The organism is Anaerotignum propionicum, assembly GCF_024461735.1.
In the GTDB taxonomy this organism is placed as follows: domain Bacteria; phylum Bacillota; class Clostridia; order Lachnospirales; family Anaerotignaceae; genus Chakrabartyella.
On record NZ_JANGAD010000007.1, the window covers coordinates 171,305 to 186,796 of the forward strand.

Below are 15,492 nucleotides of genomic sequence, written 5' to 3' on the forward strand. Positions count from 1 at the left end.
GATAAAGTAGGTGTTTGCATGAAACGGGTTTTACTAGATATTGAAGAAGGTATCACTAGAGTTGCCTTAGTAGAGGATGGCAAACTGGTGGAATTATACTATGAAACAAAGGAAGAAGAAAGCTTAGTTGGAAATGTGTATGTTGGGCGGGTTGATAATGTGATTCCCAATTTACAGGCATGCTTTGTGGAAATAGGCAGTGATAAAAAGGGCTACCTTTATTACGGAAGCAAGCGTGCTGTTTCTGACCAAGAAAAAAATCCATCCAGACCCAAGGTGGGAGATTCCTTGATTGTTCAAGTGGAAAAGGATGCAGCAGGATCCAAAGGAGCGGTTTTGACTCAAACAATCTCCTATCCTGGAAAGTTTGTTGTATTGGTGCAAGAGGAAGGGGAAATTGGTATTTCCCGAAAGATTACAGATAATGGGGAGCGAAACCGTATCAGAGAAGGGGTTAGAGCTGTTTTGCCAAAGGGATTTGGTGCAGTGGTTCGAACCAATGGAGAAGGGAAAACGGAGGAAGACTTTCAAAAGGAGCTTCAGTCTCTGTTGGAAAAAGCAAAAATCATTGAAAACGCTCAATTTAGAATGGCACCTGCTTTGCTTCTTAAACAAAGCCTGCCTGTGGAAAAGGCAGTTCGAGATTTCTATAGTGAGAAAATTGATGAGTTTGTTGTAAATGATCAACAGACCTATGAATATTTATTGAAAACAGAAGATTTTAATGGAGAGAAACAACCAAGGTTGTTGTTATATCAGGAAAAGCTGCCTCTTTTTGAGGAATATTTTGTAGAAAGCCAAAGTCAAAAAGCCTTGGATGAAAAGGTATGGCTGAAAAACGGCGGATTTTTGGTGATTCAAGAAACTGAGGCGTGTGTGGTGATTGATGTAAACTCGGGCAAATCCGCAGGTAAGGGAGATCTGGAAAAAACCATTCAAAAAACCAACATGGAAGCGGCGCAGGAAGTGGCTAAGCAATTGCGCCTCCGGAACCTTTCGGGAATTATAATTGTTGACTTTATTGACATGTCAAGTCAAGAAAATAGAAACATCGTCACAAAGGCCTTGGAGAGTGCTGTGAAAAATGATCGGATTAAGACTATTGTTGTTGGAATGACAGAATTGGGGCTGATGCAAATCACAAGGAAGAAAACAAGACCCAGTTTATCTAAGCAAATGACAACAAAATGTCGTCAATGTGAGGGGTTAGGCAGGATGCCTTCGATCGATTGGACGGTAACGAAGATGCGCCGAGAAGTTGAGAGTATTTTGGCAAACACCATATACAATCAGGTGACAGTTCGTGCAGACGGCAGGCTGTTGCAAGCTTTTTGCGGGCAGGAGAATGGTTATTTGGACAAGCTTTTTCAGCGCTTTCAAAAATCCGTGTGTTGTGAAAGCTCTAAGGATATGGGTTTTTCTTTATATGAAATAATGAAAGAAAAAAAAAGATAATTTAGAGGAATTGAGCCGAAAACGAAAAAAATCATTTGTTTTCGGTTCTTTTCTATTATTGTCGCTTCATTGTATTGAATTGTTTCTTGACACTTCTGGTAAAAAGTAATAAAATGATAGGGTGTTTTATAACACTGCTTATGGTATGTGAAAACAAAAAATAGAATTTGAAAATGTACTTTGAAAACTGAATAAGGGGAGGTGTTTTTCATAGGGCCGATAAGTGTAATCTGTGCTGTGATTGGCATACTAGTAGGCGCCATCTGTGGTGTCTTTTATCGTAAACGTATTGCGGAAGCAAAGGTCGGTGTGGCTGAAGAAAGAGCCAAGAAGATTGTAGAGGATGCGGCAAAAGAAGCAGAAGGGCGTAAAAAAGAAATTTTACTGGAAGCCAAAGAAGACAGTATCAGAACTAAAAACGAGTTAGAAAAGGAAGTTCGTGACAGAAGAAACGAGCTTCAGAGAAATGAAAGAAGACTGTTCCAGAAGGAAGAAACTCTGGACAAAAAGACAGAAGCTTTGGAAAGAAAAGATGAGCAGATGTCAAAAAAGATGGAAGATCTTGAAAAACAAAAAGAAGAAACAAAAGCACTTCATGCAAAACAATTGCAGGAATTGGAGCGCATCTCCGGTTTAACTACCGAGGAAGCGAAGAATTATATTCTTGCTATGGTAGAAAATGATGTAAAACATGAAGCAACATTAATGATTAAAGAGATTGAAGGCAAGGCAAAGCTGGAGGCGGACAGACGCTCCAGAGAGATTGTTGCCAACGCAATTCAAAGATGTGCGGTTGACCACGTGGCAGAGACAACAGTTTCTGTAGTTCAGCTTCCAAATGATGAGATGAAGGGACGTATTATCGGTCGTGAAGGCAGAAATATCCGTGCTTTGGAAACTTTGACGGGTATTGACTTAATTATTGACGATACGCCGGAAGCAGTTATTCTTTCCGGTTTCGATCCTATCCGTAGGGAAATTGCTAGACTTGCATTGGAAAAACTCATTGTAGACGGGCGTGTTCATCCATCCCGTATTGAGGAAATGGTAGAAAAAGCTAGAAAAGAAGTAGAAGTTATCGTGCGCGATGAGGGCGAGGCTGCTACGTTTGAAACCGGTGTGAACGGTTTGCATCCAGAGCTTGTTAGACTATTGGGCAAATTGAAGTATAGAACCAGTTACGGTCAGAATGTTTTAAAGCATTCCATTGAGGTTGCTCATTTGGCAGGACTCATGGCTGCGGAGCTGGGTGTTGATACAACATTGGCAAAAAGAGCAGGTTTGCTTCATGATATCGGTAAAAGTGTGGATCATGAGATGGAAGGTTCCCATGTTAGCATCGGTGTAGGGCTGTTGAAGCGCTACAAGGAAAATCAGCTGATTATCAATGCGGTAGAGGCACACCACGGTGATGTGGAGCCCCAAAGTATTGTGGCTGTTTTGGTACAGGCAGCAGATGCTATTTCTGCGGCTAGACCTGGTGCAAGACGTGAAACTTTGGAATCTTATATTAAAAGATTACAGAAGTTGGAAGAAATTGCTGACAACTTCAAAGGTGTTGAAAAATCCTTTGCAATTCAAGCGGGCCGTGAATTGCGAATTGTGATAATACCCGAGGATGTAAATGACGAGGGAATGACGCTTCTTGCAAGAGAAATTGCCAAGAAGATCGAAGAAGAACTGGAATATCCCGGACAGATTAAGGTTAATCTAATTCGAGAAACCAGAGCAATTGAATACGCAAAATAAGCATAAAGTCCACCATTTTTGGTGGACTTTATTTTTTGTTAATTTAATTATTAGTGCAAATAATGATATTGCTTATTACCAAAATAGAGCAAACTGATTGCTAAAATAGAGGTCATACCTTCTGCAATGGGAATGGCAAGCCAGATTCCATTGATGCCGAATACATTAGGCAAGAAGAGTATACAAACGGTAACGAAAAAGAAGGTTCTTAAAAAAGAAATAATAGCTGACAGCAATCCATTGGACAATGCCGTAAAAAATGATGAGGTAAAGATATTGATACCTGAAAACAGGAAGGCCCAGGCAAAAATATGATACCCGTGGAGTGCAATTTTATAGGTCTCGCTATTTCGAGACGAAAAAATAGAAATGGTTGGCGTTGCCATAAAAAATGAAAAAACGGAGATAACAACTGATGACACCAAAATAATTTGAACACATAATCTAAACATCTTTTTCAGTTTTACGTTGTTATGATTTCCGTAAATGAAACTGAAAATCGGCGCAGCCCCATTGGAAAAACCCATATAAGCTGCTGAAAATAAAAATTGCGCATATAGGATGATGGTGATTGCGGCAACACCATTTTGACCGAGTGTTTTCATCATGGTTAGATTAAACAGAAATGTAGTCACTGCTGCTGCGCCTGAGGTTACCATTTCTGAGGAACCGTTAAGAATGCTGGAGAGAATCGCTTTTCCATCCCATTTTGGTTTTACAAAATATAGAATTGCTCTTGGTTTGGAGAAGTACCAAAGGGGGAATAACCCTCCAATAAGGAAGCTTGCGGCAGTACCCCAAGCAGCACCGGCTATGCCCCAATTCAGCACTACAATAAATAAATAGTCTAAGAAGATATTCGAAATACCGGAGACTACATTAAGCCATAAGCCCAGTTTTGGTTTACCTGCTGTTACAAATAAGGTTTGAAACAGTACTTGAATCACGGAAACAAAATATAGCGACATAAGAATTTTGCCGTAGTCAACACAATAAGGCAAAAGGGCATCATTTGCCCCTAAAAAGCGGCATAAAGGGATGATAAAGATAAAAGCAATACTGGAAAGAATAAGTCCCAATATTGCACTAAAGGCAACAATTAATGTAAAGCTGCTTCGTGCGTCGTCAATTCGTCCTTCTCCTAATGTACGACCAATGACCGCACTGCCTCCTGTACCAAGCATAATGCCCACACCCATTAATATATTAATAAGGGGAAACACAATATTTGTGGCAGATAGAGCTTCTGTGCCCACGTAGCGGGAAACAAAGATACCATCTACAATCGTATAGGTCGCCACAAACACCAGCATAGTAATGGTTGGCAGGGTAAAACGCAAAAGGGAGGACAAGTTAAAATCTTTTGCTAATTCGTTTTGCATAAATAAACCTCAATTCAATATAAGTAGTTCTAAAATAACACCCATAATTCCTTTTCAATGCCATACGTCTATCTGTTAGCATCTCACAAATAATCCAGTTATTATTTTGCATTATAATTGTTTCATATTAGTATCTAGCATATTTGCATGACTGAATTTAATGGTTAGAAAATTCGTAAAAATAGGCGGAAATTTTCCGCCTATACTTTAACGAGCAATTACATTGCAAATGCGATTCCTCATATAGATTGTATAGAGTTCACTTTTTCTTCATCGGGCGTTACGTAAATGGTACGATTGGTCAAATAAATGACCATACCCGGCTTGGCTCCGTTAGGCTTTTTCACATTTTTTCGTTGTGTATAGTCAACAGGAACCATGCTGCTGTTTTTGGCTTTGCTATAGAAGGCGGCTAAATTTGAAGCTTCTTCCAATGCAGTATCGCTGGCGATGCCTGTACCATTTGTGCGAATGATGACATGGGAACCGGGAATTTCTTTGGTATGCAGCCAGATATCCATGCTGTCTGCAAAGCGTAGTGTAAGCTCATCATTTTGCAGATTGCTCTTCCCCACATATATTTCATAGCCATCTGAGGAGGTAAAATGCAAAGGTTTTGCTTTTTTTGCCTTAGGGGCACCTTTTTTTGGTGCTTGGCGACGTACAAACCCACTTTCCGCCAATTCTGTTCTGATTTCCGCCAAATCTGCTTCATCAGAGGCGTTTTCCAGTGCATTTAGTACACTTTCTAAATAAACAAGCTCTTCATCATTTTGTTTTTCCTGTATTTCTAAAGCAGTAAGAGTCCTTTTTGCTTTATTGTAACGGGAGAAATATTTTTGGGCGTTCTCTGAAGGAGTTTTTGTAGGGTCTAAGGAAATCTCGATTTCACCCATGGTCTCGTCATAAAAATCTATAGTTCGGAAGGTAGTAGCCCCTTGAGGGATGGCATAAATATTGGCAGTTAGAAGCTCGCCCTTTTTGCGCCAGCTTTCCATTGCTGCCACATCTTTGCGGGTTTTTAACTGTATTTCCTTTTTCTTTATACAACGTTCAATGTTCGAGCTAACCAACCGACGCATATCGTGGGCTTTTTGCTTGATATGGGAAGCATGATCCCGTTCTTGATAAAAGCTTTCCAAAAGTGCCGATATAGAAGGAAAAGTTTTTTGCTGGAAGGCTTTAAATTCTATCATATCTATTACACCGAAATCCAAAACACGATTGGAATTGGGATGGTAATACAGTTTTGGTGTAAAGTTTGAAAGCTTAACTTCCTCCATAACAGCCTGAAAGGCTGTAAATAAGGCTTCACCCTTCTCAGGTGTTATTTGCTGGCAGGTATCGGAGGGCTCTAAATCGGCACGGAAGCAAATCTCTCCTGCCATAATGGGGCTGATTCCTGTGTAGGTTTTATATAAAAATTCTTGCAGCTTTTGTCCAGCCTGTAGAGCGAGAGAGAATAAAAAGTCACCTTGCTCTGCCAAAAGAGGATTTTTTTTGTTTTGTGAGGGAGGGAGAACATAATCTTTCCCGGGCAATACTTCTCTCACCGAGCTTTTTTCGTGGGAAACCCGCTTGATGGAATCTAAGATTCGTCCGTTTTCGTCGGTCAAAATAAGATTGCTGTGCTTCCCCATAATTTCTAATATTAAATTTTTTACAGTCATATCGCCCATTTCATTTGCGGATTCAATTTTTATCATAATAATACGCTCAAAATTAGGCTGACAAATATCCATAATTTTGCCCCCTGCAATGTGCTTACGCAAAACCATGCAGAACAAAGGCGCTGTCATAGGGTTTTCCCTTGCCGTTTCGGTAAAATGTATTCTTGGATTACTGGAATTTGCGGAAGCTAATATTTTATGGACAACGCCCGCACCTCTTACTGAAAAACGTATTTCATCTGCCACAGGTTGATGAATTTTGTCAATTCTGCCGCCGATAAGGTTCGTTTTCAGTTCGTGTACGATAGCTGCTGCGGTGATACCGTCTAAAGCCATGGGACGTTCCTCCTTTATTGTTTTTATGTGTCGGTATAGTATAACATAGCAGGAAGAATATTACACGAAGGAGAAAAATTAAAATTTGATTAAAAATAAAAGGCTATTTTCTAGGTTTTTCTTGATATTTATGTGTTCATAGGCTATAATGGGGAACAATGTATGTCTGAAGGATCGACTCACGTCATATGGGTTTTTGGTCTTTTGCAGGCTTTTTTGAGTTTGGTGGTAAAATACACCGGTCAACAAAAGAAGCCTCGATTTTGTAATGAAAATTGAAGTGAACGCACAGAGAGGAAAAAGGATATGGGTACAAATGTTAGAAGTATGACGGGATACGGCCGAGGTGAACACATTGCTGAGGACAGAAAATTTACCATAGAACTAAAATCCGTAAATCATAGATATAATGATATAAGTATTAAATTACCCCGTTCTTTGGCTAGCCTTGAAGACAAAATTAAAAAGCATATTATGCAACAGGTTTTTCGTGGAAAGACGGATGTATATGTCAGCTTTGAAACCTTTGCATCGGATGATGTTGAGGTAAAGCTAAATGAAGCCTTAGCAAAGGCGTACTATGAGAAGCTTAAGGTGTTGCAGGATAGCATTGGCTTTGAAGGCGGCAACCTTTTGGATTTGACAGCAAAGTTTCCTGACGTAATTACAGTGGAAAAACCTCAAAAGGATGAATCTGTTATTTGGGATGCATTACTACCTGCTTTAGATGAAGCGGTAACTCGTTTTGCTTCCATGCGTCAAACAGAAGGGGAAGCTTTGAAAAAAGATATTTTGGCAAAGGGAAAACGAATTCAGACTTTGGTTCAAGAAGTAAAGTTGCGTTCCCCTTTGGTTGTTGAGGAATATAGGGAAAAATTGAATAACCGTTTGAAGGATTTATTGGGTGGTATTGACGTTGACCCCCAGCGCATTGCAACGGAGGTTGCGGTTTTTGCCGACAGAGGTTGTGTAGATGAGGAAATTACCCGTTTGGAAAGTCACTTGGTTCAGCTTGCTGATATTTTGGAAAGAGGCGGACAGGTGGGGAGAAAGCTTGATTTCCTTGTGCAAGAAATGAACAGAGAATCCAATACCATTGCTTCTAAGGCAAATGATATACAAATTGTGCAGGCAACCATCGAACTAAAAAGTGAAATTGAAAAAATTCGCGAACAGATTCAAAATTTAGAGTAGTTGGGGTGGCGGCATGGAAAAAATTCAATTTTTAAATATCGGGTATGGAAATGTAGTATCTGCAAATCGGGTAATTGCCATTGTCAGCCCTGATTCTGCCCCAATTAAGCGTATTGTGCAAGAAGGGAAAGAAAAAGGAAATTTAATCGATGCAACCTATGGCAGAAAAACCCGTTGCGTGATTATAATGGATAACGGGCATTTGGTGCTTTCACCCAATATGCCTGAAACAGTGGGCGGCAGGCTTTTATCAGAGCAGAAGGGGAATTAACAATGAAGAAACAAGGTGTATTGCTAATTATTTCCGGGCCTTCCGGTTCAGGCAAGGGGACGGTGGTGGAACAGCTTTGCAAAAGAGATAATTTTTCGCTATCTATTTCGGCAACGACAAGAACACCCAGAGATTATGAAATTGATGGGGTGCATTATTTCTTCCATACAAGAGAAGAGTTTTTGCGCATGCAGGAGCATAAAGAGCTTTTGGAGTGGGCAGAATTTTGCGGGAACTATTATGGAACACCTCGTAAATATGTGGTAGAGCAGTTGACACAAGGGAAAAATGTGATCCTTGAGATTGAAGTACAAGGTGCACTTCAGGTGAAGAAAATTTATCCTGATGGGGTTTTGGTTTTTTTAATGCCTCCAAATTTAGAAGAATTGGGCAGACGACTCACCAATCGGGGCACTGAAGATAAAGATACCATAAACCGCAGAATTCATAGAGCATTGGAAGAAATGGAATTGGCTCAAGAATACGATTATGTGGTGATTAACGATACCGTTGAAGAGGCTACGGAGGATTTGCTTGCAATTGTTCAGGCTGAAAGGATGAAATGCAGCAGAAATCCCAACATAAAAAAGATATTTAAAGGAGAGATGTAGGAATGTTAAGACCTTCTTATACAGATTTATTGGAAGTTATCAATGAAGAAACCGACGATATTACTTTAGGCAGCAGATATACCATCGTGATTGCAGCAGCAAAAAGAGCAAGACAGCTTGTGGATCATGCAGAGCCTTTGGTAAGTAAGATTAAAGTAGATAAACCCGTTTCTATTGCAGTGAATGAGCTTTACGAAGGGCGAATCAAGGTGCGCCAAGCCAAAGAAGTTATTTATGAGGGTGAAATGATTCTCAGAGATGACACTGCGGAATTTATGGAACCAACGGAAGACTAAGAATTGAGGGCGATAAACATTAGGTATCTTACGCAGGATTTTGCGAAGAAATTTTGTTTATCGCCTTTTTGACAGTATTTTGATTTAGAAGGAGGTGGAAAAAATGCGTTATGCCAGAGTTATTGTTGGAATGAACCATCCTCAAACGGATAGGGTTTTTGACTACAAAGTTCCCGATGCCTTTCAGGAAGATGCTAAAGTAGGTGTTCGAGTGATTGTGCCTTTTGGGCGGAGAAATACTAAAACTGAGGGATACATACTTTCTTTGGCTGAGGAGAGCGAGATTGCCTCGGAAAAGCTAAAAGACCTCCTTGAAATTCTGGATGATGGCATACCAATTTTTACACCTCAAATGCTTCATTTAGCACAATGGATGAAGGAGCACTATTTTTGCACGTTAAATCAATGCTTGCAAGCCATTATGCCTACAGGAATTAAAACCAAAAGCATATGGCAGGTGCTTTTCAATGAAACAGCTGATGTTTCTGATTGTAAAGGTGGGGAATTAGCGGTTTTAGAGGCCTTGAAGGAAATGGGCGGTTCCGGCGCTTTGAGTGAACTGGAGAAATTGTTGGGGAGTGGCAGTAATCATGCAATACAACAACTGCAAAAAAAGAATATTATTCATCTGAAGCAAAAGATGACTCGCTCAGAATATAAAATGGAGCAGTGTTATTATTCCTTCAATGATCAATCTTCTTTGTTGGAAGATACCATGAAAAAAGCAGAGACGGACAAGCGTCTTTTGGGGCAAAAAAAACTTTTATATTTATTACAAGAAAAGGGTGAGGTTACCCTTGAAGAAATTAAAAATATTGGAATTAGTGAATCCCCATTAAAAACCCTTTTGAAAAAAGGAATACTACTGGAGCGTAGAGTACAGAAAAAAAGAGCAGTTTTTTCTCTGGAGGATTATGAAAAAACCACGCCATTTTATCCGACAGCAGAACAAAGAGCGGCAATTGAGGAAATTGAACATCAAATAAATTTGGAAAAGGGTAAACCCATTCTCCTTCATGGAGTTACAGGAAGCGGAAAAACAGAAATTTATATGCAAAGCATTGCCAAAATACTTGATATGGGGAAACAGGCGGTGGTGTTGGTTCCTGAAATTTCTTTGACACCCCAAATGATGGAGAGATTTATTTCTCGTTTTGGTCAGGCTGTATCCATAACTCATAGCAGGCTCTCGGCGGGAGAGCGGTTAGATCAATGGAAAAAAGCCAGAGACGGAGAGATTTCTGTTATGATTGGGCCCAGATCAGCACTGTTTATGCCCTTTTCTGATTTGGGAATGATTATCATTGATGAGGTGCATGATAACAGCTATATCTCCGATATTACCCCGAAGTATGATGCAAGGGAAGCGGCCAAGATACTTGCTGAGGACACAGGTGCAGTTTTATTAATGGGTAGTGCGACTCCTGATTTGGTCAGCTACCACAAAGCCAGAAAAGGAGAATATCTACTGCTGGAATTGAAAGAAAGAACGGGGGGAGGAACCCTTCCCCGGATGCACATTGTGGATATGTGCAAAGAGTTGGAGGAGGGAAATCGATCTTCTTTTAGTCGGATTTTACAGCAGGAGATAGCAATAAATTTAGAAAAAGGTCAGCAAACCATGCTGTTTTTAAATAGAAGGGGATTTGCAACCTTTGTTTCCTGCCGTAGCTGTGGTCATGTAATGCGTTGCCCTGAGTGTGGTATTTCTTATACATATCATGCAAAAGAAGATGCACTGATGTGCCATTATTGTGGCAAGACGGTGGAAAGCCCCCGAAATTGCCCTATATGCGGTTCAAAATACATTCGTTACTTCGGAACAGGGACACAAAAAATTGAAGAAGAGGTAAGACGGCTTTTTCCAAGAGCCAATGTTCTTCGTATGGATTTAGATACCACTATGGGTAAAAACAGCCATAATCAGATATTAGAGGCGTTTCGCAAGGGACAAGCTGATATACTTGTTGGGACTCAAATGATTGCAAAGGGACATGATTTCCCCAATGTAACTTTGGTTGGAGTAATGGCGGCAGACACTTCTTTAAATACAGGCAGTTTTTATGCTTCTGAAAACACCTTTCAATTAATTACTCAAGCTGGGGGGCGGGCAGGTAGAGCTGATGACAGGGGAAGGGTTTATATCCAAACCTATCAGCCCAAGCATTACTGCATTACTCATGCTGCGGAGCAGGATTATAAGGGCTTTTATGAAGAAGAAGTATTATTGCGTGAGATGATGGGATATCCTCCCTTTGGAGCCTTTTGTTCTGTTGTAATAAGTGGTGAAGATGAGATAGAAACAGTAAAAGCCGCTGATGTTTTAGGTGAAATCCTGCAGGTGGAAAATAGAGAAAAAGGCTTTTTTATTATGGGGCCTGTGCCGGCCATGTTGTTTAAATTTAGAGGAGAGTATCGACAACGGATTTTGATTCAAGGGCCGGAAGAAGATGCATTAGTGGGGTTTGTAGGCAGGTGTGTTGAAAAAGGACAACAAAATGTGGGGAAGGGAATACACTTTCAATTAACACGAAATCCCTTGAATATTGTATAATAGAAAACTTTATGTTAAAATATAGGGTAAACCCTGTTTTTTATTGTGATATGGATAGATAGTTGGTTTTTTAGAAATTTAGAGTAGATTAATGAAGCTAAAATCTTAAAGTTAAAGCCAATAATATTGGAATTTAAGAAGAAATGTTTTTGTATGGATAGTAATTGTAGGAGGTAAGATAAATGGCAACAAGAGAAATACGCTTGAGTACCGATGAAATTTTGAGAAAAGTTTGTAAGCCGGTAAAGGAAATAAATCAGAATACACTTACATTATTGGATGATATGGCAGAAACCATGTATGCCGCAAATGGTGTTGGTCTTGCTGCACCCCAAGTGGGTATTTTGAAAAGAATCGTTACCATTGATATTGGGGATGGTCTGATTGAGCTGATTAACCCCGTTGTTGTGGAAAGAAGGGGTTCACAAATTGATTATGAGGCATGCTTAAGTGTTCCTGGAAGAAGTGAATTGGTAGATCGTCCCGAATATGTTCGTGTGGAGGCCTTAAACCGCAATGGTGAGAAGATTATTGTGGAAGGAGAAGAGCTGATGGCTGTGGCTATTTGCCACGAAACAGATCATCTGGACGGAGTTTTATATATTGACAAAGCCATTCCACCAGAAGATGTGGAAGAGGTTTAAGGAGGAATAAGCCCGTGAGAGTGATTTTTATGGGTACACCGGATTTTGCGGTGTATTCTTTGAAGGCTCTATTGACACAGCATGAAGTGATTGCTGTTGTCAGCCAGCCGGATAAGCCAAAAGGCAGAGGGAAAAAACTGGCACCAACTCCTGTTAAGGAGTATGCGCTGGAACAAGGGATTCAGGTTTATCAGCCTGAAAAGGCAAGAGACCCTGAATTTGTTGCATTGTTGAAAGATTTGAATCCTGATGTGATAGCAGTAACGGCTTTCGGACAGATATTGCCAGAAAGTATTTTGAATATTCCCCAATATGGCTGTATTAACGTACATGGCTCTTTACTTCCTAAGTATAGAGGGGCGGCGCCAATGCAGTGGTCTATTATAAATGGGGAAAAGGTAACGGGAATTACCACTATGTTTATGGCTAAGGGCATGGATACGGGGGATATGCTTTTAAAGACGGAAGTGCCAATTACACCTGAGGACAATTTTGCCTCTGTTCATGATAAAATGGCATTGGCAGGTGCAGATTTGCTTCTAGAAACCTTAACTGCTTTGCAGGCAGGAACAGTGGAAAGAATTCCCCAGAATCATGAGGAGGCAACTTATGCCGCAATGATTACAAAGGAAACTGGGCATATTGATTGGTCAAAAAGTGCAGAGGAAATTTTGAATCTTATGCGGGGGCTGGATCCGGCACCGGGAGCATATGCAATGTATGAAGAGGAACCTCTAAAGCTTTTTAAAGGAACAAAAACGGAAGGTGACTATCACTGGGGGAAATACGGTGAGGTTGTTGATATTAACAAGAAGGGGTTCGTCGTAAAATGCGGCGATGGGGCATTGACTATAACGGAATTGCAAGCCACAGGCAAAAAGAGAATGCCGGCGGATGCGTATTTGAGAGGTCATGCTATCAATCAGGGCGTCCTTTTACAGTAGTCTTTTTAAGGAAAAACTTCGTGTTCGCAACAGCACACTTATGTAAACAGATTTCCTTAAAATTTAGAAAACAAAAAGGAGGAACCAATTATGTTTATTTTATTAATTTTGGCTATGATACTCACCCTGTATGCACAGGCGAATGTAACTGGAACATACAACAAATACGCCAATGTTCGTAACAAACGAGGTTATACAGGCGCACAGGTAGCAACCATGATGCTGCAAAATGCAGGGATACATGATGTAAGTGTAGAGAGAGTGGGCGGAAATCTTACAGATCACTATGACCCTCGTACAAAAACACTACGTCTCTCCCAGAATGTTTATGATAGTCCATCGGTAGCGGCTTTGGGTGTAGCAGCCCATGAAACAGGCCATGCCATTCAGCATGATGTTGGATATGGTCCTCTTGCACTAAGGAGTCTTTTTTATCCCATTGCGAATTTAGGATCGAGGTTGGCTATGCCACTAATTTTTATTGGAATGCTTTTTTCCAGGAACAGTGGTTATTGGATGATTCAGATAGGCATTCTTTTCTTTGCCGCATCGGTAGTGTTTACATTAATCACATTACCTGTGGAATTTGATGCATCGGCTAGAGCAACTGATCTTTTGGTTGAGCAGAACTTTTTGGATGAAAGCGAAGTTGAAGGTTCAAAAAAGGTATTGCGGGCAGCTGCATTAACCTATGTTGCGGCGGCCATTGTGGCAGTCCTTCAGTTATTACGATTGATTGGGATTTTTGGAAGAAGAAGCGACTAAATATCATAAGAAGGCTGATTTTTCATTTTGAAAATCGGCCTTTTGCCATTTCTTGTGAAAGAATGAAATACTCGGAGAAATGGCGAAAAATGTTGCTCTATGGCAGCGAATACTTTATAATAATAATTTAGTGGATTAGATTTAACGGATTATTTATGTTGTGTGGGGGATAAACTTTATTGGACATAAGATAATAACGGTTATATGAATTAGTGATTAGTAAGGCAGATGAAATCTGCTTGAATCACATTCCTGATGAAGGGGAAAATAGAATGATACAGATAAACCCAAGAGAGATTGCTGCCGAAGCCATAATGGAGATTATGGAAGAGGGCGCATATAACAATATGGCTTTAAGAAGGCTTTTGCGACAGAATGGGGCAATGCCTGCTAAGGATAGAGCCATGGTAACAGAAATTGTAAATGGTACATTACGAAATTTATACTATATTGACCATGTCATTAATCAATTTTCTAAGACAAAAACAGAAAAAATGAAGCCATGGATTTTGGCGGTGATGCGTACTGCTGTCTATCAGATGTACTTTATGAAGGTACCTGATTCTGCTGCCTGTAATGAAGGCGTAAAGTTGGTTTCTGAAAGAGGGCTGGAACCGTTAAAGGGTTTTGTAAATGGTGTTTTACGCACCGTGGGACGGGAAAAAGAAAATATTGTTTTGCCCCAGAAGGGTACGCCAGATTTTTTGCATATCCAATATTCTCACCCCCTTTGGTTGATTAAAATGTGGATTGCCTATTTTGGGTATGAAGAGACAGAAAATCTTTGCAAAGCAAATAATTGCTCTCCTGATGTAACCATTCGTGTGAATACATTAAAAACGAAAAAGGAATCCTTGAGAAAAGAGTTGGAAAAGCTGGGTACAACCGTAACCGATGGTAGACTGGTTTTATCTGCTTTGCATTTAAAGAAAACAGCAGATATAGGACGACTCAAAGCCTTTACCGATGGTTTGTTTCATGTGCAGGATGAAAGCTCTCAGCTTGCAATTGAAATGATGGCTCCCAAAAAGGGAGAGCGTATTTTAGATCTTTGTGCTGCACCTGGGGGAAAAAGCTTTACCATTGCAGAAAAGATGGAAAATGCAGGTCGGCTTGTATGCGGAGATATCTATGAGCATAAAATAGAATTAATTGCCCAAGGCGCCCAGCGGCTTGGAATTACAATGATCGAAACGATACAGCAGGATGCCACTGAATTTAACGAAAATTATGCAGATGCCTTCGACCGTGTTTTGGTGGATGCACCTTGCTCAGGCTTAGGACTGATGGGGAAAAAGCCGGATATTCGATTAAAGAAAAATGGGGAGGAAATTGATCAATTGGTTCCCATTCAGCGTCAAATCCTAGAAAATGGGGCAAAATATGTGAAGCAGGGAGGAACCCTGATTTATAGCACCTGTACCTTATGTAAAAAAGAAAATGAAAAAAACGTGGAGTGGTTTTTAAATAATCATCCAGAGTTTATCACTGAGGATATTACGGAATTTTTGCCAAAGACCCTATGGCAGGAAACCGCTGAGAAGGGGTATATTACACTGTTACCCCATAATAGCAATACGGATGGATTCTTTATTGCAAAAATGAAAAGAAAGGGATAAAC

Annotated in this window: 13 protein-coding genes; 11 read left to right on the forward strand and 2 right to left on the reverse strand. The window is 40.2% G+C overall.

What is annotated here, in order from left to right; all coding sequences use genetic code 11:
• Nucleotides 1-18 precede the first annotated feature (18 nt).
• Entirely contained in the window at nt 19-1,455 is a 1,437-nt protein-coding gene (locus tag NE558_RS10810; protein ID WP_256150075.1) for an Rne/Rng family ribonuclease, read from the forward strand.
• Nucleotides 1,456-1,665: 210 nt separating this feature from the next.
• Nucleotides 1,666-3,204, forward strand: a complete 1,539-nt coding sequence (rny, locus tag NE558_RS10815; protein ID WP_334303608.1) for a ribonuclease Y — start codon at nt 1,666-1,668, stop codon at nt 3,202-3,204.
• Between the two features lie 50 nt (nt 3,205-3,254).
• Here rny and NE558_RS10820 read toward each other — a convergent pair whose 3' ends face one another.
• Both NE558_RS10820 and NE558_RS10825 read right to left on the reverse strand, forming a co-directional pair.
• Entirely contained in the window at nt 3,255-4,586 is a 1,332-nt protein-coding gene (locus NE558_RS10820) for an MATE family efflux transporter (protein WP_256150076.1), read from the reverse strand.
• A gap of 239 nt (nt 4,587-4,825) precedes the next feature.
• A complete protein-coding gene (locus NE558_RS10825) occupies nt 4,826-6,592 on the reverse strand; it encodes an Rqc2 family fibronectin-binding protein (protein ID WP_256150077.1) in 1,767 nt (588 codons plus the stop codon).
• Between the two features lie 306 nt (nt 6,593-6,898).
• Between NE558_RS10825 and NE558_RS10830 the strand changes: the two genes are divergently transcribed.
• From NE558_RS10830 to rsmB, 9 genes are all read left to right on the forward strand, one after another.
• Nucleotides 6,899-7,786 (forward strand): YicC/YloC family endoribonuclease, encoded by an 888-nt coding sequence (locus NE558_RS10830; protein WP_256150078.1) that lies wholly within the window; start codon nt 6,899-6,901, stop codon nt 7,784-7,786.
• Nucleotides 7,787-7,799: 13 nt separating this feature from the next.
• Nucleotides 7,800-8,057, forward strand: a complete 258-nt coding sequence (locus NE558_RS10835) for a DUF370 domain-containing protein (protein ID WP_066051757.1) — start codon at nt 7,800-7,802, stop codon at nt 8,055-8,057.
• Between the two features lie 2 nt (nt 8,058-8,059).
• Nucleotides 8,060-8,668: a guanylate kinase gene (gmk, locus tag NE558_RS10840; RefSeq protein WP_256150079.1), complete on the forward strand. Its 609-nt coding sequence runs from the start codon at nt 8,060-8,062 to the stop codon at nt 8,666-8,668.
• 2 nt (nt 8,669-8,670) lie between these two features.
• Nucleotides 8,671-8,964: a DNA-directed RNA polymerase subunit omega gene (gene rpoZ, locus NE558_RS10845; protein WP_066051749.1), complete on the forward strand. Its 294-nt coding sequence runs from the start codon at nt 8,671-8,673 to the stop codon at nt 8,962-8,964.
• Nucleotides 8,965-9,067: 103 nt separating this feature from the next.
• Nucleotides 9,068-11,518, forward strand: a complete 2,451-nt coding sequence (gene priA / locus NE558_RS10850) for a primosomal protein N' (protein WP_256150080.1) — start codon at nt 9,068-9,070, stop codon at nt 11,516-11,518.
• 182 nt (nt 11,519-11,700) lie between these two features.
• A complete protein-coding gene (def, locus tag NE558_RS10855) occupies nt 11,701-12,162 on the forward strand; it encodes a peptide deformylase (RefSeq protein WP_256150081.1) in 462 nt (153 codons plus the stop codon).
• A gap of 14 nt (nt 12,163-12,176) precedes the next feature.
• Nucleotides 12,177-13,106: a methionyl-tRNA formyltransferase gene (gene fmt / locus NE558_RS10860; RefSeq protein WP_256150082.1), complete on the forward strand. Its 930-nt coding sequence runs from the start codon at nt 12,177-12,179 to the stop codon at nt 13,104-13,106.
• A 90-nt stretch (nt 13,107-13,196) separates the two neighbouring features.
• Entirely contained in the window at nt 13,197-13,871 is a 675-nt protein-coding gene (locus NE558_RS10865) for a zinc metallopeptidase (protein ID WP_256150083.1), read from the forward strand.
• 272 nt (nt 13,872-14,143) lie between these two features.
• A complete protein-coding gene (gene rsmB, locus NE558_RS10870) occupies nt 14,144-15,490 on the forward strand; it encodes a 16S rRNA (cytosine(967)-C(5))-methyltransferase RsmB (protein ID WP_256150084.1) in 1,347 nt (448 codons plus the stop codon).
• The last annotated feature ends 2 nt before the right edge of the window (nt 15,491-15,492 follow it).